This is a genomic window from Azospirillum sp. Marseille-Q6669 (genome assembly GCF_965111635.1).
In genome coordinates, this window is the sequence record NZ_CBCOOP010000002.1 from 975,814 (window position 1) to 996,356 (window position 20,543).

The 20,543-nt window shown below is 67.9% G+C and carries 19 protein-coding genes; 7 read left to right on the forward strand and 12 right to left on the reverse strand.

Going from position 1 to position 20,543, the window contains the following annotated elements; translation table 11 throughout:
- Positions 1-9: 9 nt before the first annotated feature.
- The 8 genes from ACWPXE_RS15860 to pdxH all read right to left on the reverse strand — a co-directional run bounded on the left by ACWPXE_RS15860 (position 10) and on the right by pdxH (position 8,248).
- A complete protein-coding gene (locus tag ACWPXE_RS15860; RefSeq protein ID WP_454018597.1) occupies positions 10-1,026 on the reverse strand; it encodes a glycosyltransferase in 1,017 nt (338 codons plus the stop codon).
- A gap of 150 nt (positions 1,027-1,176) precedes the next feature.
- A complete protein-coding gene (locus tag ACWPXE_RS15865) occupies positions 1,177-2,418 on the reverse strand; it encodes an SLC13 family permease (protein WP_454018784.1) in 1,242 nt (413 codons plus the stop codon).
- Between the two features lie 111 nt (positions 2,419-2,529).
- Positions 2,530-3,354, reverse strand: coding sequence for an MBL fold metallo-hydrolase (locus ACWPXE_RS15870; RefSeq protein WP_454018598.1), 825 nt, complete (start codon positions 3,352-3,354; stop codon positions 2,530-2,532).
- A 192-nt stretch (positions 3,355-3,546) separates the two neighbouring features.
- On the reverse strand, positions 3,547-3,780 hold the full coding sequence (locus tag ACWPXE_RS15875) for a hypothetical protein (protein WP_454018599.1): 234 nt from the start codon (positions 3,778-3,780) through the stop codon (positions 3,547-3,549).
- A 99-nt stretch (positions 3,781-3,879) separates the two neighbouring features.
- Complete coding sequence (locus ACWPXE_RS15880) at positions 3,880-4,914, reverse strand: methyl-accepting chemotaxis protein (protein ID WP_454018600.1); 1,035 nt, start codon at positions 4,912-4,914, stop codon at positions 3,880-3,882.
- A gap of 198 nt (positions 4,915-5,112) precedes the next feature.
- Positions 5,113-6,504: a methyl-accepting chemotaxis protein gene (locus ACWPXE_RS15885; RefSeq protein WP_454018601.1), complete on the reverse strand. Its 1,392-nt coding sequence runs from the start codon at positions 6,502-6,504 to the stop codon at positions 5,113-5,115.
- A gap of 162 nt (positions 6,505-6,666) precedes the next feature.
- On the reverse strand, positions 6,667-7,602 hold the full coding sequence (locus tag ACWPXE_RS15890) for a cation diffusion facilitator family transporter (RefSeq protein WP_454018602.1): 936 nt from the start codon (positions 7,600-7,602) through the stop codon (positions 6,667-6,669).
- A gap of 34 nt (positions 7,603-7,636) precedes the next feature.
- Positions 7,637-8,248 carry a pyridoxamine 5'-phosphate oxidase gene (pdxH, locus tag ACWPXE_RS15895; protein WP_454018603.1) on the reverse strand — a complete coding sequence of 204 codons (612 nt, stop codon included), beginning with the start codon at positions 8,246-8,248 and terminating at the stop codon, positions 7,637-7,639.
- 181 nt (positions 8,249-8,429) lie between these two features.
- On the opposite strand from pdxH, the gene ACWPXE_RS15900 reads away from it, so the two are divergent.
- From ACWPXE_RS15900 to ACWPXE_RS15925, 6 genes are all read left to right on the forward strand, one after another.
- On the forward strand, positions 8,430-8,885 hold the full coding sequence (locus ACWPXE_RS15900) for an RT0821/Lpp0805 family surface protein (RefSeq protein ID WP_454018604.1): 456 nt from the start codon (positions 8,430-8,432) through the stop codon (positions 8,883-8,885).
- A gap of 48 nt (positions 8,886-8,933) precedes the next feature.
- Complete coding sequence (locus ACWPXE_RS15905; RefSeq protein WP_454018605.1) at positions 8,934-9,896, forward strand: DnaJ C-terminal domain-containing protein; 963 nt, start codon at positions 8,934-8,936, stop codon at positions 9,894-9,896.
- Positions 9,897-10,033: 137 nt separating this feature from the next.
- Positions 10,034-11,824, forward strand: a complete 1,791-nt coding sequence (gene ftsH, locus ACWPXE_RS15910; RefSeq protein ID WP_454018606.1) for an ATP-dependent zinc metalloprotease FtsH — start codon at positions 10,034-10,036, stop codon at positions 11,822-11,824.
- 111 nt (positions 11,825-11,935) lie between these two features.
- The gene (locus tag ACWPXE_RS15915; protein ID WP_454018607.1) at positions 11,936-12,748 is read left to right on the forward strand and encodes a substrate-binding periplasmic protein; all 813 of its coding nucleotides are present in this window, start codon (positions 11,936-11,938) and stop codon (positions 12,746-12,748) included.
- On the forward strand, positions 12,745-14,319 hold the full coding sequence (locus tag ACWPXE_RS15920; RefSeq protein WP_454018608.1) for a SpoIIE family protein phosphatase: 1,575 nt from the start codon (positions 12,745-12,747) through the stop codon (positions 14,317-14,319). The genes ACWPXE_RS15915 and ACWPXE_RS15920 overlap by 4 nt, the downstream gene beginning before the upstream one ends.
- Positions 14,320-14,456: 137 nt before the next feature.
- Complete coding sequence (locus ACWPXE_RS15925) at positions 14,457-15,188, forward strand: response regulator transcription factor (RefSeq protein ID WP_454018609.1); 732 nt, start codon at positions 14,457-14,459, stop codon at positions 15,186-15,188.
- Positions 15,189-15,210: 22 nt separating this feature from the next.
- On the opposite strand, the gene ACWPXE_RS15930 is transcribed toward ACWPXE_RS15925, so the two are convergent.
- From ACWPXE_RS15930 to ACWPXE_RS15945, 4 genes are all read right to left on the reverse strand, one after another.
- Positions 15,211-16,260 carry a sensor histidine kinase gene (locus ACWPXE_RS15930; RefSeq protein WP_454018610.1) on the reverse strand — a complete coding sequence of 350 codons (1,050 nt, stop codon included), beginning with the start codon at positions 16,258-16,260 and terminating at the stop codon, positions 15,211-15,213.
- On the reverse strand, positions 16,257-16,655 hold the full coding sequence (locus ACWPXE_RS15935; RefSeq protein ID WP_237903340.1) for a DUF1987 domain-containing protein: 399 nt from the start codon (positions 16,653-16,655) through the stop codon (positions 16,257-16,259). Before ACWPXE_RS15935 ends, ACWPXE_RS15930 begins: the two co-directional genes overlap by 4 nt.
- 27 nt (positions 16,656-16,682) lie before the next feature.
- Entirely contained in the window at positions 16,683-17,234 is a 552-nt protein-coding gene (locus tag ACWPXE_RS15940) for a SiaB family protein kinase (protein ID WP_014240539.1), read from the reverse strand.
- Positions 17,235-17,403: 169 nt separating this feature from the next.
- Positions 17,404-19,179 (reverse strand): ATP-binding response regulator, encoded by a 1,776-nt coding sequence (locus tag ACWPXE_RS15945; protein WP_454018611.1) that lies wholly within the window; start codon positions 19,177-19,179, stop codon positions 17,404-17,406.
- Positions 19,180-19,407: 228 nt separating this feature from the next.
- Between ACWPXE_RS15945 and ACWPXE_RS15950 the strand changes: the two genes are divergently transcribed.
- Complete coding sequence (locus tag ACWPXE_RS15950; protein WP_454018612.1) at positions 19,408-20,529, forward strand: hypothetical protein; 1,122 nt, start codon at positions 19,408-19,410, stop codon at positions 20,527-20,529.
- Positions 20,530-20,543: the final 14 nt, after the last annotated feature.

Sequence of the window (20,543 nt, forward strand, 5' to 3'; positions counted from 1 at the left end):
GGCCCCCCTTCAGACGCTTTTCGGGAAGGACTGGGACGGAGCGGCGGGCGCCGCGGCCGTGGGGGACGCCTGCAGGTCCTCCGGATAGCGGTTCTGCAGACCGGCCCGGTAATGGGTCCAGAAGCCGCGCAGCCCCTTCACGTCGGCGCGCCGGTGCAGCAGATAGTAGAGCGTGTATTTGACCATCATGCGGGCGATGGACTTGCGCTCGTAGGTGGCGTGGATGTAGCCCATGTTGCGGAAGAAATAGGGAGCGCGGTTCTCCGGCATCTCCTCCACCGTGCCGAGGAAGCCGCCGGCCAGCGGACGCTGGGTGCGGCGGTTGCGCGGGTGGACGTGCAGAGCGTGCACCGCCGTCCCGTCGCGCAGCCCGGCCCGCCGGGCGCGCAGCGTGAACTCCCACTCGTCGCCCCAGATGAACATCTCGCGCTTGATGTTGCCGATCCGCTCGAACACGCGGCGGCGCAGCAGGGTCCCGTTGAACAGCGCGATGGTGCCCGGCACGATGCCGTCCTGCGCCGCGGCGGCGAAGGCGTCGGCCTTGGTGAAGCCCTGCATGGCGAAGGCCAGATCGCCGCGGTCCTCCGCCGCGACCACGGTCGGCCCGACGAGGTCGAGGTCGTGCCGTTCGCCCTGGCGCAGCAGTTCGGCCAGCGCGCCGGGCGCCGGAATGCCGTCGTCGTCGGTGCTCCAGATCCAGCGGGCGCCCAGTTCCAGCGCCGTGGCGAAGGCGGTGTGATAAGCGCCGGCGGAACCGATGTTGGCCTGCCGGACCACCAGAAGCTCCGGCATCACCGCCCGCTGCTCGGCCAGCCATTCCGCGGTGCCGTCGCTGGAGCCGTTGTCCACCACGACGATGCGGTCGGGTCGCGGCTCCTGCCCATGGATGGCCGCCAGACAGGTCTTCAGCAGGGCCAGACGGTTGTGGGTGACCACCACCGCAACGACCGGCGTCTCCCAGGGCGTTTCCCGAGGCCGTTCCTGGGCTCCGGTGTCCAGCGTCCGGGGCGTCTGGGCTTCTGACATGCGGTTTCCGTCCTTCGTGTAAGCTTGGCGCGTCGGTGCCTTGGGGCTGTGCCTCGAAGAGGCCACCCCAAGTTTTTTGCTTTGCGAAGAGAGGGCAATGCCCCGGACGGAGAGGGGCGGCACCATTCGCATAGCCCATAAGGAGAAAAATCAGCTCAGACGCATCCAGCCGGTGCCCCACAGCCACAAAACGGCGAATCCCATCGACAAAAGGGTCATCGGAATGCCGCAACGGGCGTGCTCCAGGAAGCCGAGCCGGACGCCGGACGCCGCCGCCCGCTCCACCACGATGATGTTGGCGAGGCTGCCGGGGATCAGCAGGTTGCCGGCCAGCGTGGACAGGATCGCCAGACCGTAGAGCGCCCCCTCCGGCGGCGACGGCCAGGCGGCGAGCAGCAGGATCACCGCCGGCACGTTGCCGATGCTGTTGCTTGCCGCCAGCGCGAGCGGGGTCATCACCGCCAGCCGGTCGGGCAGCCAGCCGGCGGCCTCCAGCCCCGACACGAACTCGGCGGGGAGGCCGGTCAGCTTCAGCGCGTGGTTGATGGCGAACAGCGCGGCGAAGAGGACCAGCAGGTGCCAGTCCACCATGCCCAGCATGCCGCGCGAGGCCAGCCGCCGGCTGATCAGCATCGCCCCGGCGACCAGCAGCACGCCGATCTCGTGCGGCAGGTCGGTGGTGAACAGGCCGAGAAGCACGAGGGTGGCCACCACCGCCTTGCCGAGCTGCGCCCGGTCGAGCGTCACCGGTTCCGCCCCGCCCTCCCCGACCGCACCGTCATCCGGCTGGCCGAAGCGGCCCCGCCAGGCGAGCCACACCACGGCATACACCACCACGAGGCCGAGCAGCGCCGGCACGCCGCAGACCGCCAGGAAGCGCCAGAAATCCAGATGGCCCATCTGGCCGATCAGGATGTTCTGCGGGTTGCCGATCACCGTCGCCGCCGACCCGGCGTTCGCCGCGCCGGCCAAGCCGATCAGGTAGGGACGCGGATCCAGCCGACGGGCCAGCAGTCCGACGCAGAGCATCGGCGTCATGGCGAAGACCACCACGTCGTTGGCGAGGATCGCCGATAGGCCGCCGCCCACCGCCACCGTCACCGCCAGCAGCCGGGCCGGAGAACGTGCCGCCTGTGCCACCCGCAGGGCGCACCAGTCGTAGAAGCCGCTGGCCGCGTACTGGGCGGACAGCACCATCAGCCCAAACAGGATGAACAGGGTCGGGAAGTCGATCGCTTCCGTCACCTGCCCCGATTCCAGCGCCCCGATGGCCAGCAGAAGGATGGCCGCGACCAGGGCGATGCCGGTGCGGTCGATGCGCAGGCCGGGAAAGCGCCCCAGCGCCATGCCGACATAGGTGAGGACGAACAGCGCGACGACCGTCAGCGTCATGGGCGGGACGGTCAAGGGAAAGGCGGACATGGATGAGGGGTTCGCTGCGCGGTGGGGGAAGCCCCTCTATAACGGCCCGGATGGGGTCAGGCCATAGGCGCCAAGCCAGGGTCAGGCCAGCGTGACCGTCATCCCTTCCCGTGCGGCGAAGCAGTCCGGGAACACCGCCTGGGCGGCCGCTTCGATGGCGGTCATGGTCACGTCGTCATGGTCGGGATCGTGATGGAACAGCACCAGCCGCTTGACCCCGGCGGCCTGCGCCAGCCGGACGCCCTCGGTCCAGGTGGAGTGGCCCCAGCCGATGCGGTTCTGCCACTCCTCGTCCGTGTAGGTGCTGTCGTAGAGCACGAGGTCGGCGCCGGCGATCAGGTCGAGGATGTTGCGGTCGGGATGGCCCGGCACATGCTCGGTGTCGGTCACATAAGCGAAGGATTTGCCGAGATGCTCGATGCGGTAGCCGGTGGCGCCGTCCGGATGGTTCAGCCGCGCCGTGCGGACCTGCACCCCTTCGCCCAGCGCGAACTGGTCGCCGGCCGTGATCTCGTCGAACACGATGTTGCTTCCCATGGTGCGCATCGGCACCGGGAACAGGGGACGCTCCATCTGCCGCGCCATGGCCGCTTCGATGCCCGGATTGCCTTTCAGATGGCCGGAGACGATGCGCAGGTGGAAGCCCTTGCTGTAGGCCGGGGCAAAGAAGGGAAAGCCGCAAATGTGGTCGAGATGGGTGTGGCTCATCAGCAGCGTCGCCTCGGCGGCGCCCTCCTTCAGCAGGCGCTTTCCGAGCATGCGGATGCCGGTGCCGGCGTCGATCACGATGCGCTGGTCGCCCGCCTGCACCTCCACGCAACTCGTGTTGCCGCCGAAGCCCATATGGGACGGCAGCGGGCAAGGGACCGTGCCCCGAACCCCCCAGAAGGTCACCGAAAAGCCCATACCGACCTCGAGACACCGATCTCCGGATCACCACGCCACACCAAGCCTGCGGGCGGGAACCGTTAAGACGGCATTTTAGCATGGTTTTCGGTTTACGCGGTGACGACCGTCACAGCCCGACCGGTTCCAAAGAGGGAGCCCGCCCCCTTCCGGATTGGACCGAGCCGATGACCTGGGTCAGCCGAAGGATCGTCAGCTGGTCCACAGGATGCTTTCGATGAGGCGTTCACAAGACCGGCGGTGATAGCAGCCGGTGCAGCCGGTGTCGGGGCAGTCCAGCCCGGCTTTCAGAACGGTCAGCCCATCCACCAGCCGGTCTTTGGTGGCCTGATCGATGACGTCCGCCACAAGCACGTCGCGGATCGCCTCCGCGACGAGGTCGTCTTCCTGTTCCGGTACGGTCACGATTTGCCTGAGAGCCTGCATGCGAAACACCTTTCCGTGCTTCAACTGCACCACAGGGGTGTTTCGCCAACATTTCAGGCGGGACGTTCAAAAGAATCGAATTGCTGCAATACGACACGCCTATTTGCACGAACTGACCGAACTCTGGACGATCACACCGAACCAGCCGAGCCCCTTGTAGGTTTCATAGCCGGGAGTCACGGCGAAACCCACCACGCGCCCCTGCTCGTCGGAGTAGCTGCCGTGCCCATGGCCGCCGGTGCGCAAGGCGAAGCTCTCCGTCAGAACACCCCTGCGGTCGGACGCGGCGATCACACGGAGACGGCTGTCCACCAGAAGGCAGCGCGTCCGCGAGCGCTCCTCGTCGGTCAGGCGGACGGAGTCGACCACGCCCTGGGATTGATTCTGCCAATCGAAGAAGATCCCCAGCACGCCGATGACGGGGCCGTTCTCCTCCCCGCCGGCCCGGATGGCCGTCGCATAGGTGGCGACGGTCGCACGGTCCAGCAGATCGCTGGTGCCGATGTCGGCCACCGCGAACTCGGTGCCGCTGCGGGTCGCCATGGCCTCGCGGAACCAGGATTCGGACGCCACCGAACTGCCTACGGCGCGGCGGTAGCGGTCAGGCCGTCCGGTCGCCAGAACCACGCCCCTGGCATCGACGACGCAGAGGTCGAGATAGACGGTGTAGGCACCCAGGATGACGCCCAGCCGTTGCGCCGCGTGGCGCCGGTTGGCCTCGGATGGTTCAGCCGCGCACTCCACCACGGCGCTGTCGGTGGCCCACCACCGCACATCGCAGGACCGCTCGTACAAATTGCGGTCCATGATGTCGATCATGTTGAGCGCCAGATCGGCCAAGCGCCCGCCGCGCAATTGCGAGACCAGGCGATTGCCGAGCGTGTTCAACTCGTCGGTCTGCACCGCCATCTGGGCTCGCAGTTCCCCACCGATGCCGGTGATCCGCTCGGAGATGGCCTTCACCTCCTGCGCCACCACGGCGAAGCCGCGTCCGGCCTCCCCGGCGCGCATCGCCTCGATCAGGGCGTTGAGCGCCAGGATCTTGGTCGTGTTCGTAACGGCCTGGATCTCATCCATCTTGCGCGTGGCAAGATCGGACACCGCGCGCGACAACGCCACGATACGCTCGGGCATGAACATCACCTCCAAGGATTATCGGTGACGACTCCCCCCAAGGACGACCGAACAGCCACTCGTCGGCTCGCTCAATCATCCGCTACCCACCCGAGCGGCATTGAATCGACGCAATCATAAATCCGCAACACGGAATGCCAACCGGAATTGCGCCGTCCCCTGCGGCGCAATGTCATCCCCCCGTATGCGGATACCGGTTCAGACCTTGTAGGCCAGACGCAGCCCGCCCCAATGGCGCCCGCGCACCGTGATCGGGGCGGACACGTCCTTCATCAGGGCGTATTGACCGCCCCCCATGTCGCGCCGGTAAGTCTGAAGAAGGAACGGCTTCGTGCTGCGCCCCGCGGCCAGACCGACCCGGTCGTTGAAGATGCGGCGGTTGCGGCAGTTGGCCGCGTTCCACGTCGGGTCGGCACCCTGGGGCTGGCTGAACCGGCGGTTGTGGGTCGGCAGATAGCCGTTGGAGTCGACCGCCACGCAGAAGACGATGCGTTCGCTTTGCCCGAGCAGCGAGTCGAGCACCCTCGGCAGCACGCGGTCGCAGAACTCCGTGAAGCGGGTCATGTGCTGCTGCGGGTTGGAGCCGGGGATGGGCTGGTAATTGCTGTCGAACAGGTCGCCTTCGCGAACCTCGCCGCGCGCCATCGCATCCTCGAAATCGGCGGAGATGCGCGACGCGGCGTCGCAAACCAGCCGGATGAACGGCGTGTCCACCGTCTCCACGTCCAGCTCGGCGGTGATGCCGATCAGCCGCTCGCTCATGCCGACCAGTGTGTTCACGCGGTCGCGCGCCTGGGCCAGATTGTCGCTGGACAGCTGCACGCCGACCGCGAGGTCGTCGATCTCGTGCTGCAACTCCTCGCAGTTGGCGCCGATCTCGGAGGAGGCCGAGTCGATCTTGTCGGTCTCGCCGTTCAGTTCCGACATGGCCCGGCCGACGGTCTCGATGACGGCGCCGATGGCGGTGGTGCCTTCGCTGACCGCGCGGGCCTTGCTGGCGCTGGACGCGCTTTCGGCCATCAGGCGCTGCGCCTGGTCGTTGAGATACTTCAGCGTGGCGTCGATCTCCGTCGTCGCCTCGCTGGTCTTCTTGGACAGGGCCTTCACCTCGTTCGCCACCACGGCGAAGCCGCGCCCGGCCTCGCCTGCGCGGGCCGCCTCGATGGTGGCGTTGAGCGCCAGCAGGTTGGTCTGCTTGGCGATGACGAAGATCTCCTTGGCAACCCGGCCCACGCGGTCGAGCGCCTCCTGAAGGCCGGCGATCTGGCCCTCGATTCCCCCCACCGCGGCGACGAGGGCATGGATGTCGTCCATGGAGCGCTGCACCCGGTCGTGGGAGGATTCGACCTCCTGCCGGGCCTGCTCGGTCACGGAACGCGCCACGGTCGCGGCGGCGGAGATGCGCTGCGTGCTCTCCGACATCTTGTTCCCGGTGCCGCGCAACTGCGCGAAAACGTTGGCCTGATGGCCGAGGCGGCCGTTGACCTCCTCCACATGGCCCGCGATGTCCGCGATCTCGATGCCGAGATTGCCCGCTTCGGTGGCAATGTCCGCGATCAGATGAGAGCGGCCGCCGAACGCACTGTCCATTTTCCCGCCATCCGTTTCACAAGAATGCGCAGAGCGCTAAAATCCAATGCAATTATTACCGAACCCTTACAATTGCGCAACGGAGGAAGGGTCATTCTAAAAGGCAATATGCTCAATTATTGCGCGCCGGTAACCCGATCGCAACCGAAGGCGGAGAAAGCGTCAATCCGCATCGTCCTCGACGACGCGTCCGTCGGCGATGCGGTGGTCCAGCCGCTCGTCCTGCAATCCGGCAGGTTCCTGGTGAATCAGGACCTCGGCACCAGGGAAGGCTTCCTTCAGGCGGTGCTCCACCCGGTCGGTGATGTCGTGTGCCCTGGCGACCGACAGCGACGGGTCGAGTTCCAGATGAAGCTCGATGAAGGCGCCGACGCCGGAGCTGCGGGTGCGCAGGTCGTGCATCCCCGCGACATCCGGTTGCACCATCACCAGCGCCGCGATGCGCTCCCGCTCCTCCGCCGGCAGTTCCCGATCCATCAGGACGTTCAGCGCCTCCCTGGCGACCTTGCGGGCGCCGAAGAGCAGATAGGCGGCGATGCCCAGACCGAACAGCGGATCGAAGGCGCTGATGCCCGTCCATCCCGTCAGCAGGATCGCCAGGATGACCGCCGCGTTCATCAGCAGGTCACCGGAATAATGCAGCCGGTCCGCCCCCACCGCGACCGAGCCGGTGGCCGTCACCACATGGCGCTGGAAGGTGATCAGGCCGGCAGTCAGCAGGATCGACAGCAGCATCACGGCAATGCCCACCGCCCCCTCGCCCACCGGCTGCGGGGTGATGAGACGGCGCACCGCCTCGATGGTCAGGAACAGGGCGGAGCCGCCGATGAAGGCGGCCTGGGCCAGCGCGGCCAGCGCCTCCGCCTTGCCGTGGCCGAAGCGGTGCGCCTCGTCCGGCGGGCGCAGCGCCGTCCGCACCCCCAGCAACGTCACCACCGACGCCAGCATGTCCGTGCTGGAATCGATCAGCGACGACAGGATGCTGACCGAGTCGGTGGCCAGATAGGCCGCCAGCTTCGCCAGGATCAGCGTGAGCGACACCGACACGCTGGCGTAGGTGGCGTACCGGCGCAGCCGGTGCGAACGCGCTTCGCTCATGAGCGTCTTCTTATGTGATGACGGCATCGGTCCTTTACGGGAAAAGACGGTCCGTCGTCCAGCGCGCCGGCTCCTGCGCCGCCGGGTCGCCCTCGCGCAGGTACAACGTCCGCTCGTGCAGGCGGAAGGGGCGGTCCTGCCAGAACTCGATTCGCCGCGGCAGGATGCGGAATCCGGTCCAGTGCGGCGGGCGGGGAACGGCGCCCAGGCCGAACTTGGCGGCGAACTGGGCGACCCGCTTCTCCAACTCGAAGCGGCCCTCCAGGGGGCGCGACTGCTGCGACGCCCAGGCGCCGATGCGGCTTTCCCGCGGACGGCTTTCGAAATAGGCGTCGGCTTCCGCGTCGGACACCTGTTCCACCGCGCCCTCGACGCGGACCTGCCGCTTCAGAGTCTTCCAATGGAAGCACAGAGCGGCGTTGGCGTTGGCCAGAAGCTGCTCGCCCTTGCGGCTCTCGGTGTTGGTGTAGAAGACGAATCCGCGCGGATCGATGCCCTTCAGGAGCACCATGCGCACCGACGGCGCCCCCTGCGCGTCCGCGGTGGCCAGCGCCATGGCGTTGGGATCGTTGATTTCGCTACGGGTGGCCTCGGCCATCCAGTCCTGGAACAGGGCATACGGGTCCCGGTCGTTGGATTCGCTCATTGTCCCCTCGTCGCGCGGCCCTAGGCCCATGGTTTCAACGTTGGGTTTCGGCGCCGGTCGCGGCGTCTTCCCAGTTCACAAATATGCCCAATTCACAGACAGGACAGCCTCGCATATATGAGTGTCCACCGGTGCGCCAGAAGCAAGGCATGCCGGCTCCCAACCTTTCGAGGCAGCATCGATGTTCGTGAAGAAGCTCGTCCCGGCGGCGATGGCGATCGCCCTGCTTGCGGGTTGCGTCAGCACCTCCAAGGAAGCCACCAAGAACGCGGAGACCGTCGGCGGCCGGATCTCGTCGACCTATGGCAACGCGTCGGGCAAGGTCGCCTCTTCGGGCACCGGCCCGCTGCTCGGCGCCTTCATCGGCGGCGCCGCGATCGAGCCGTCGGACGCGGCCGCGGCCGAGACCGCGGCCAAGCGCGCCTACTCCGCCCCGGTCGGCGACAAGATCGGCTGGACCAACCCGGCGACGGGCCATTACGGCTCGCTGACCACGACGCGTGAGGGCTACAACAACGCCGGTCAGTATTGCCGTGAGTTCCACCAAACGGTAACCACAAAGAGCCAGACCGAATTGGCCTACGGAACCGCTTGCAAACAGGCCGACGGTACGTGGAAGATCGTCGCCAATTCGTAATGCCTTATCCCCGGGCTTCGGGGTGGAATAACTCTGTCCGTGGATAGCATGCGTGACCCTTATCAAATCCTCGGCCTCCCCCGCTCCGCGAGCGCCGACGACATCAAGAAGGCGTACCGCAAGCTCGCCAAGGAGTTCCATCCCGACCTGAAGCCCGGCAACGCCGCGAACGAGGAGCGCTTCAAGGAAATCTCGGCGGCCTACACGCTGCTGTCCGATTCCGACAAGCGCGCCCGCTTCGACCGCGGCGAGATCGACCCCTCCGGCCAGGAGCGGCATCACGGCTTCGGCGGCCGCTCCCGCGCCAACGCCGGGCGCAGCCGCGCCTACAGCGGGGCCGGTGGTGGCGCGGGCGACGATTCCTTCTTCGGCGGCGAGGACTGGTTCTCCGACCTGTTCGGCGGCGGGCGCAGGCGCGGCGGGCCCGGTGGCGGCGCCGCGGGTGGGGCTGCCGGCGGCGGCTCGCGGTCGCGTGGCAGCGACATCAACTATTCGGTCTCCGTGCCCTTCATCGAAGCGGCGCAGGGCACCAAGCGGCGCATCAGCCTGTCCAACGGCAAGAGCATCGACGTCGCCGTTCCGCCGGGGACGGAGGATCAGGCGAAGCTGCGGCTGAAGGGCCAGGGACTTCCCGGCGCCGGCGGCTTCGGAGCCGGCGACGCCATCGTCGAGGTCCATGTCGAGGCCCACCCCTTCTTCACCCGCCAGGGCTCCGACATCCATGTCGAGGTGCCGATCACGCTGAACGAGGCGGTTCTCGGTGCCACCATCCGCGTGCCCACCGTCAGCGGCCCGGTCGCGCTGAAGATCCAGCCCGGAGCCAACACCGGTTCCACTCTGCGGCTTCGCGGCAAGGGCGTGATGAACCAAGCGACCAAGCAGGCCGGCGACCAGTATGTGAAGCTGAAGGTCGTCCTTCCCGACCCGCCCGACGCGGAGCTGGTGAAGTTCATGGAGGAATGGTCCCGGACGCGCAGCTACGACGTGCGCAAGAAGGCCGGCCTGGAGTGACTCCGGGCCGTTAACCCTCTCCTTACTTTTGGGTCAAAGAAAAGTCCTGGACCGAATGCGGTTGATGCGGGGCGGTGGCGCCTTCATCAATGATGGTGATGTGCCGGAAACGGTTTTCACCGCCTTCGTAGGACGCCATGCCGCCGATCCCGAAAAAGTACCTGACCGCCGCTGCCGTTGTTGCTGCGCTTCTGCTTGGCTGGTTCGCCTTCGCGGCCTGGACCGACTACGCGCGTGACGGCGCCGAGGAGGTCGCGACCTACAGCGACTTGGTGGCGGCGGCCGAACGGGGGGACATCGTGTCGGTCACCTTCCGCGGCGACGGGGCGCACGCCGTCACGCCGGACGGCCAGCGGCTGCGCGCCGTCGTTCCGGTCACCGACGACCTGCTGAAGGAGCTGCGCGGCCGGAAGATCGCCATCGCCTTCGAGGAGGAGGCCGGCGGGCTGGTCTCCGGTACCGTCTCCGTCCTGGAGAAGCTGGCCCCCTTCCTGGTGATCGGCCTGCTGGTCGGCGCGTTGTTGCTCAGCGGCGGGCAGTTCCTCGGCGGCAGCCGCGCCACCCGCGTCCGCCCGCGCGACACCGGCACCGTCTTCGCCGACGTCGCCGGGGTGGACGAAGCGAAGGACGAGCTTCGCGAGACCGTTGAGTTCCTGCGCGACCCGCGCCGCTTCGCCATGGCCGGCGCCCGCGTGCCCAAGGGCATCCTGCTGGTCGGCCCGCCGGGCACCGGCAAGACGATGCTGGCGAAGGCCGCGGCCGGCGAGGCCGGGGTGCCCTTCTTCACCGTCTCCGGTTCCGACTTCGTGGAGATGTTCGTCGGGCTGGGCGCCGCACGGGTGCGCAACGTCTTCAAGACGGCGCGTGCCGCCGCCCCCTGCCTGCTGTTCATCGACGAGGTCGACGCCCTGGCCGGCAAGCGCGGCGAATCCAACTCCCATTCGGAGCGGGAGCAGACCCTGAACCAGCTCCTGGTCGAGATGGACGGGATCGTGAACGGCGGCGCGGGCGGCGGCGAAGTGGTGGTGATCGCCGCGACCAACCGCGCGGAGATGCTGGACCCCGCCGTGACCCGGCCGGGCCGCTTCGACCGCCACATCCATGTCGCGCTGCCCGACGTGGCCGGGCGCGAGGCCATCCTGGGCGTCCACACCGGCCGGCTGCACCTCGCCCCCGACGTCTGCGTCCGCACGGTGGCGCGGGGCACCCCCGGCTTCTCCGGCGCGGAGCTGGCCAACCTGACCAACGAGGCCGCCCTGTCCGCCGCGCGCAACGGGCGCGTCATCGTCGGCATGGCCGATTTCGAGGCGGCGAAGGACCGTGTCCTGATGGGCAACGAGCGGCGCAGCCTCGCCCTCTCCAGCCACGAGCGGCGCCTGACCGCCTATCACGAGGCCGGCCACGCGCTGGTCTCCATCCGCTGCCCGGAGGCCGACCCCATCCACAAGGCCACGATCATCCCGCGCGGCCGCGCCCTGGGCATGGTGGTGCGGTTGCCGGAGGGTGACCGCGTGTCGGTGTCGCGCGCCAAGCTGCTGGCCGACATCGCCGTCGCCATGGCCGGGCGGGCGGCGGAGGATCTGGTCTTCGGCCCGGACGCCGTCACCACCGGGGCGGAGGCCGATTTCCGCGCCGCCACCGACCTCGCCCACCGCATGGTCACCGCCTGGGGCATGAGCGACGCCATCGGCTATGTCGCCCACGCCGGCAACGACCCCGCCGTCGTGCGCTCGGAACGCACCGCCTGGCGCATCGACGAGGAGGTGCGCCGCATCACCGACGAGGGAATGGAGCGCGCCCGGCGCATCCTGGCCGCCGACCGCGCCGCGCTGGAGCGGATCACCGCCGCCCTGCTGGAGCGCGAGACGCTGAGCGGCGAGGAGATCGGCGCGCTGGCCGAGGAAGAACGGGAAACGGCAGCGGCGTGACGGCGAAATTTCTCGTTCACATTCAACGACAAACATTGCTGCATACGCGCATACATTGGTAAAATGCCGTGGATTTTTCGCACGGCTTTGCGAACAGCATCGGGGCTGAGGATGGCAAAAGCGGTTGCCCGCCGGACGATACTGGCCTTGGCGCTCGCCGGACTGACGGCGGGCGGCCTGCCGTCGTCCGGCCTTGCCGCGACGGCCGAATCCGCACCCGCCGAGTCCGCAACCGCTCCGGTGACCGTCAAGGTCGGTGGCTACGAGTTCCCCCCCTATGTCACCGAGTCCGGCGGCGGCGTCACGCAGGCCCTGCTCGACCTGCTGAACGTGGAGCAGAGCGACTTCCGATTCGAATTGGTCCGCACCTCCCCTCAGCGGCGCTACGAGGACATGGAGCGGGGCCGCTTCGACATGATCGCCTTCGAAAGCCTCGCCTGGGGCTGGAAAGGGCGCCCCGTGGAGGCCTCGCGGGTGTTCCTACGCGACGCGGAGGTGTTCGTCGCCAAGGCCGGCCCCGGCATGGACCAGAGCTATTTCGACCGGCTCGACGACAAGACGATCCTCGGGCGGCTCGGCTATCATTACGCTTTCGCCGGCATGACCGCCGACCCGCAAATCCTGGAGAAGCGCTTCAACACCCGCCTGACCGTCACGCACGAAGGCAATGTGCGCAGCGTCGCCGCCGGGCGCGCCGCGCTGGCCATCGTCACACGCTCCTTCCTGGCGCAGTTCCTGAAGGCCAACCCCGACATGGCGCCGCAACTGCTGGTGTCCGACCGCACCGACCAGATCTACGAGCACACCATCCTGGTCCGCCGCGACGGCCCGGTCGGTATCGACTGGGTCAACGGCACGCTCGACCGGCTGGAGCGCAGCGGCGCCCTTCCGGCGCTGTGGGCCCGGCAGGGAATCGCCCCGTGACCGAACTGCGCTCCCTCGCCGTTGGACGGCGCGACCGTTCGCTGCTGACCCGCATCGGCAGCGTCATCCTGGTCACCGCCGCCGCCGTTGGGATGGTCGCCGTGGCCGTGTCGGCCAACATCGTGGAACACCAGCAGGTCTCGGCTCTGACCAAGCGGGCGCAGCTGGTCGCCGCCATGCAGACCGACGCGCTGGCCAACCCGATCTGGGAGATCGACGACCGCGCCGTCCGCAACATCATCGATTCGCTGCGCGAGCGCGACCCGGCCATCCTCGCCGTCTCCGTCTTCGAGCCGGGGCGCAGCGAGCCGATGGCGGTGTCCGGCGACCTCAGGACCTCCGCCGACTCCACCACCGTCGAGAAGATCATCGATCTGCGGGGACGCGACGGGGTGACCCGGCAGGTGGGAACGCTGCGCCTGCTCTATTCGACGGAGGAGGTCCACCGCAACACGCTGGAGGCGCTGCTGCCGGTGGTCGGGCTGCTTCTGCTGTCCCTGGTCACCGCCATCGCCATCATCAGCGTCATGCTGAACCGCGTCGTGCTCCGTCCGCTGCGGCGGCTGACCCAGGCGACCCAGGCGGTTTCCCGCGGCGACTACGGCGCCCGCCTCGCCACCGAGCGGGAGGATGAGATCGGCGTCCTGACCAAGACCTTCAACCGCATGGCCGAGACGGTCCAGGACTACACCCAGACGCTGGAGTTCCGTGTTCAGGAGCGGACGGAGGCGCTGGCCGACATCAACCGCCGCATCATGGACAGCATCAACTACGCCCAGTTGATCCAGTCCTCCATCCTGCCGAAGCCGGAAGTCCTGGACAGCGGGCTGGCCCAGCATTTCGTCCTGTGGCGTCCGCGCGACGTGGTCAGCGGCGACTTCTATTACTACCGCGAGGTCGAGGGCGGCTTCCTGATCGGTGTGGCCGACTGCACGGGCCACGGGGTCCCCGGCGCCTTCATGACCATGACGGCCAGCGCCGTGCTGAACAACGTGGTGGACGGCATGGGCGCCGCCGACCCCGCCGCGCTGCTCGCCACGGTGGACGACAAGGTGCGGGCAGCCCTGCACCAGGACGGTGACGCGGCAAGCTGGGAAGGCGGATTCGACAACGGGCTGGATCTGGCGCTGTGCTACGTCCAGCCGGCGCAGCGGCGGCTCGTCTATGCCGGCGCCCGCCTGCCCCTGGCCGTCGCCGGCCCGGACGGATTGAGCGAGGTCCGCGCCGATCGCCGCAGCCTGGGATACCGCGCGTCCGGCCCCACCCCGGCCTTCACGAACCATAGCCTGGAACTGCAGCCGGACCAGACCTTCTATATCTGCACCGACGGGCTGACCGACCAATGTGGCGGAGAGCGGGGGCGGAGCTTCGGCAAGCGCCGCCTGCACGGTGTGGTCGAAGAGTGCCGCGCCCTGCCGCTCGACCGGCAGAAGGAGCGCATCGAAGCCAGCCTGTCCGGCTTCCAGGGCGACCGCCCGCAACGCGACGACATCACCATGATCGGCTTCCGGGTCCGGCTGGCCGGCGATCCCGCGGCCCCGGCGCGGAACACCCTGTGGGAAATCGCGTAACTACCCTTCGAAAGATTGCGTAATAGTGCAGCAGGGGGCCGTCGCGGGCCGAAGTCACTCGACCTACCATTCGACTTCATATAGTTTCCGCGCCGGCCCTATGAACAATAAGCACCGGTAACGGGGGAGCAGAGGGGATGGCGGCCGTTACGATCGTTGTCGTCGAGGACGAGGCGTCTCTGCGACGTGACATGATCGAGTACCTGCGCAGTTGCGGCTTCGACGCGATCGGAGCGAAGAATGGACGCGAACTGGACGAGCAGATCGCGTCACGCCCGGTATCCTTGGTTGTTCTGGACGTCAATCTTCCGGGTGAGGACGGGTTCAAGATCGCCACACGGCTGCGCGAGAATCCCGCCATCGGAATCATCATGGTGACCGCCCGCGGCTCCACCGTGGACCGGGTGGTCGGACTGGAATTGGGGGCCGACGCCTATCTTGTGAAGCCCGTCGAGATGCGCGAGTTGGAAGCCCAGGCAAAGGCCCTGCTCCGCCGTCTGGAGACGAGCAACGCCGGCGCCACCCCGCCGGCCTCGCAACCCTCCGGCCATCCCGCGATGGACGAGGGCAGCTGGATTCTGGACGCCACGGCCTGGGCGCTGACCAGCCCGGCGGGCGTGCGCGTCAGCCTGACCAGCATGGAGATGAAGCTGGTCTCCCTGCTGGCCGGACAGGCCCGTCAGCCGGCGACCCGCGACCAGATCTCCGTCGCGCTCTACAACCGCCGCTGGAACCCGGACGACCGTTCCATCGACACGGTGGTCGGGCGCCTGCGCCACAAGGTGGAGAACGCGATCGGCGAAACCGCTCCGGTCAAGTCGGTCCACGGCGTGGGCTACGTGTTCTCCGCCCCGGTCCGGGTGATCTGAACGGCGGGGATTCCGACGCCGTTCAGGCGGATGCGTCGTCCGCAGGCGTGTCCTTCGGGAAGGTCAGGACGAAGCGTGTTCCCCGCCCCGGCGCGCTGTCCACGGAGATCGTCCCCTTCAGCGCCCCGACCGCCAAGTTGTGCACGATGTGCAGGCCAAGCCCGCTGCCCCCTTCGCCGCGTCGGGTGGTGAAGAACGGATCGAAGATCCGCGGCAGATGGTCCGGCGGAATGCCCCGGCCGTCGTCGGTGTAGACCAGCCGCACGGTGCCGGGCTCCGGCTCGTCCACGGTGATCGACAGGCCTCCGCCCTGCCCGTCCGCGCCCTGCGCGTCGACGAAGGCATGGGTGACGGAGTTCATCACGAAATTGGTCAGGATCTGCGACAGGGCGCCCGGATAGGTGTCCACCACCAGCCCGTCGGGGCAGGACACGGCGATGGTGTGCTTGCCTTGACGGAGCTTCGGCTCCAGGCTGACCAGCGTTTCCTGGATGTAGCGGTTGAGGTGCACGACGCGCCGTTCGGCGCTGGCACGGTCCACCGCCACCTGCTTGAAGCTGGCGATCAGCTTGGCCGCCCGCTCGCAATTGGTGAGGATCAGCGCCGTCGTGTCCGTGGCGGTGGCGACGTAGCGGGTAAAATCCGCCTTGCTCAGCTCGCCCGTCTGGGCACGCCCGCGCAACCGCGACGTGGCGTCGGACAGATGCGACGCGCAGGACACGGCAATGCCGACCGGCGTGTTGATCTCGTGGGCCACCCCGGCCACCAGGGCGCCGAGGGACGCCAGCTTCTCCGCGCGGACCATCGCCTCCTGCGCCTCGCGCAGGTCGGCCAGAGCGGTTTCCGCCTCCTGCCGGCGGCGCTCCAGCTCCTGGTTGGCAGAGCCGAGCTGCGCCTGCAGCCGGTCGCTGACCCGCACCAGCCGGCGCTGTTCGCGCGTGCTGCGCTGGAACGCCTCCACCAGCGCCTCGAAATCAGCGCGCAGTTCGGGCGCGGCAGCGCCCAGCCTCTCCCCCAGAAGGCGGGCCTGCTCGATGGCCTGCTCCTCGGCGGCGAAGAGGTTGAAGGTCATGACGCCTCGTCTGCGGGAATCTGTTTCAGAGTGAAGGCGACGTGATGCAGATCCTCGGAGAAATCCTCGCCCAACTCCTGCATGGAGTCGTCGTTCTCCTCGTAACACCAGGTGACGGAAATGCTGCGCCCTTCACTGGCCGCCGTCTCCAGCATCTGAAAGATGTTCATCAGCGCCTTCGCGCTGGAGCTGTTAAAGTACAGCAGCTCCATGTCGAACCGGATGGGATGGCCGCCCGCTTCGGCCAGGAAGGCGCGGAGCGCTGCGAAGATCGGCCCGAAGAAGGTCGCCACGTCGTCGGGATAGGACTCGCCGCTGAGGCGGAGCACGCCTTGGGCAAAGTCGAAATCGACCTCGGGCGTCCGGCCCGTCGCGGGTAATTTCAGGGATTCCATGGTCGTCCGGATGTCCACAAGCCGCTTTCAGATCCGAGCCTTAAGGCAGAAGAAGCTCTTGCCCTCGTCCATTTCAAGGAAGTCGTACTCGATGGGTTCGCTGGCGCGGCGCGCGATCTCGATCAGCCCGATGTTGGCGCCCCGCGCGCCCTCTTCCGGGGTTTCGCGCAGCTGCTCCCGGTAATAGGTCTTGATCGCGTCCTTGTCCAAGCCCTTGAGATACTCCAGCCGCTCGCGCAGGCGCGGCACGTCGGCGTTGTACACGGTGTTGCCGCAGACGATGAAGACCTTCCCGCCTTCCATGCCGATGGTGACCATGCCGGCGCTCAGCTCGACCGGCTTCTCCCGGGCGCCGGTCACCTTTTCGGCCGAGTAGCGGATGATGTTCTGCATCTGCTCGACGAAGACGGCGAAGACCCGGCGGACCGTCGGGCCGTCGGTGTCCTCCAACGTCATCTTTTCCCGCAACGCCTCTCCCAGGGAATAGAGTATCCCCTCGGACAGATAGCCACTGAACGAGAAGATGATGCCCTTCTCGTCAAGGTCCCGTTTGATCCCGGCATATTGCTGAGCGAGCATGGTGGAGTCCACGGTTCTTCCGTTGGAGTGCGACGAGGCCGCCTGTTGCGTCTGAACGTCCCGGACCGCATCCGGAGATCGCGTCGGCCTTGTTATGAACACGTTACATTTCCGCCCGCTGCGCTGGAAGGAATATCGCGGCGCACATCGGCAGCCCGGCGTTGCGGATTCAGCCCTTCACGGGAAGGCGGACGCGGAAGACGCTGCCCTGCCCGACCGTGCTTTCCGCGGTGATCGATCCGCCGTGCAGCAGGATGATCTGCCGCACCGTGTGCAGACCGATTCCCGTTCCCGGCACCCCGGCGGAACCGGCCCCCCGGTAATGCCGCTCGAACAGCAGGGGCAGCTCGTTCTGTGGAATGCCGCGCCCCTGGTCGGCCACCTCCACCACCGCCACGCTTCCCTCGGCCCACCCGCTCGCCGTGACGCGGCAGTCGCCATCCGAATATTTGAAGGCGTTGTTCAGCAGGTTGTTGAAGAGCATTCCCAGCAGATGCCCGTCGGCCATCACCATGGGCGGCAGACGGTCGAGATCGAGGCGGAAGTCGCACCCGGGATAGGCGGTGCGGAAGGGTTCGGTCACCGAACGCAGCAGCGCCGGCAGATCGACCTCCGCCCGCTGCACCTTCAGCGTCCCGGCCTGGAGCCGCTCGTCGGTCAGATGCGTGTCGATCAGTCCGGTCAGGCGCTGCACGCTGCTGCGGATGACGCGCAGCCGCTCCAACGATTCCGGGGTTTCCCGCTCCGCCCGCAGGGTCAGCATCTGGGCCGCGCTGTCGATGATGGCCAGCGGGGTGCGGAATTCGTGGCTGACCATGGTGACGAACTGGCGCTGCTGCTCGCGGGCGACCAGTTCCGCCTCCAGCGCACGCTCCACCCGCTCCTTGGCGGCGACCAGTGCGGCCTGGTTGGCGGCCAGCTCGGCCGTCCGCTCACTGACACGCCGCTCCAGCGACTGGTTCAGCGCGACCAGATCCTCATACAGGCACACATTGTCGAAGCCGATGATGACGCGGGCGCAGAACAGCTGCAGCAGCCGGTGGTCGTCCTCGCGATAGGGCTCGCTCCGCTCCAGGGCGAAGACCGTCGTCCCATGCTCCCGCGTGCGGAAGGCCAGGATGCAGCGGGCCGATCCGAAACTGCTCTGCTGCGTCTCGAAGGCGGCGACCACCTGGGCGGTCAGGTCGGGCTCCAGCGCGTCGGAAGCGGGCCGCCCGATAAACCGCGCGAAGCGGCTGGAGCCGGCGATCACGGTGGCTCGCGTCTTGCCGTCGCCGCGATCCACCATGCGGCAGGCCAGAACGGCGCCGCCGCTGTTGTCCACCACCTTGCTGAGCTGGTCCACCAGTTCCTCGACCAGCGTGCGCATGGACCGGGTTTCGAACAGCGGGGCCGAGGCGGCGAGGATGCGCTCCAGACCCTGGCGATGCCGCTCGATGGTCACGATGTCGCGCCACGCCCGCAGCCCGCTGACCAGCGTGGTGAACAGGCGCTGGGCGGTGAGTTCGCTCTTGGCCTTGTAATCGTTGATGTCGTAGGCGACGACCACGTCCCGCTCCGGCGCCTGCCCCGGCTGGCCGGTGCGCAGGATGATGCGCATGCGGTGGTTGTTGAGATCCTCGCGGATGAAGCGGACCAGACGCAGGCCGGCGTCGTCGGTTTCCATCACCACATCGAGAAGCGCCACCGGGATGTCCGGGCGCGTCAGAAGCAGCGACCGCGCGGCCGCGGCGGACAGGGCGCTGACCACCTCGAACGGACGGCCTTCGAATTCGAAGTCGCGCAGCAGAACCTCGGTCATGGTGTGGACCTGAGGATCGTCGTCGACCACCAGCACGGGCCAGGGGTCCGCCGGTCGGGCGTTGGCCGCGGAGTCGTCGGCGAACCCGTCGTCGGGGCCGAACAGCGGCTCGTCGTCCAGACCTTCGTCCATATCCTGGCCCATGGCCTCCTCCACGCACGACCTACCCGGATGGTTCCGCATCACCGACCGGAAAGGCACCAAAGCGGTACGAGACCTAAGCCCGCCCGTCCAGGGCCGTATCAAATTGTCACAAAACGTGATGTTTTAGAGCCATCTAGCGCGAATTGGCGCCGATTCTGCCCTTTGATGAATACCCAAGTATTACCTTTATCTTTTATACTCTCCGAGAACGAGGGAGTTGGCCCACGTATGGACATGGAACTCAACCGCGATCTCAAGGGTGGCGATCTCAAGGGCGCCAGTGTCGAGGGCGACAACCTTGAAGGCGCCAGCCTCAAAGGCGGCGGCCTCGATGCTGGGAGTTTGTACGGCATGGACCTGAACGGTGCGAACCCGGACAGCGCATCCGCCGGCCGGTACGCGGCGTTCCGCCGGTTCCTGTCGCGCTTCGATCACCGAACCGGTTCGTTGCGGGCCGCGGAGCGGCCAGGCAGCCCGCCCATGCGCGCCATGCTGCTCAGCCTGCTGTCCAGCCGCCGCCGCGCCCACACGCGCCGCCTGTGGGCGCGTTGGCTGGAACCGGTGATGCTGCGCGATCCGCTCCTGCTCTGCATTCCGGATCCGTTGCCCGGCTGCATTCGCGTCATCGACACCGCCGGCTGGTGGCCCGCGCTGTCGCGGCGCATGGACGACCTGCCGGTCACCGTGCAGACCCGCCTGGAGAATCGGCTGGCCGATGGCGCCCTGGACCGCGTCCTCGCCTCGCCGGAGATGGTGGACTGGGCCGAAACCTTGCGTGAGCGGTCGCTGACCGTCCTCGACGCGATCCGCACCAGCCCCGGGGCTCTCGCCCTGTTTCTGGAGGAGGCCAACACGCATCGCATGCGCGCCGCCAGCACCCTGGCGATTCCCGGTGGAGTCACCGCTCTGCGCCCCTTGGACGGCACGGACGTGGACACGCTGGCCGCCGCGCTGCGCCTGTCCGACGGATGGCGGACGCTGGGCGGGCGGGCACCGGACATGGAGATCGACGAGTTGCTGGCCTGCGTGCGCGGCGCGATGGCCGACGGCAGCGTCCCGCCGGAGGCGATGGCCTTCTTCGCGGTGGCCGGTCTTTACACGCGCCGCGATCCCCTGCTCGGCGCGGCGTTGCGCGCGCTGCTGCCGCTGCCGCTGGTCGATGCCGCCGCCGCCTGGCTGACGGCGCACACGGAGGAAACGGATGGCGGCGTCGCGGAGATGTCCCCGCTCGGCGGCGGTCCAGCGCGGGGGTTCGACCGCGGCTTGCGGGACTTGTTCGAGGCCGCGCGGCGGTCCGGGAATGCCCCGTCCGGGGTGATGGGCGCCGCCGGCGGATTGGGCGGACGCTGATGGTTCGGATGGTG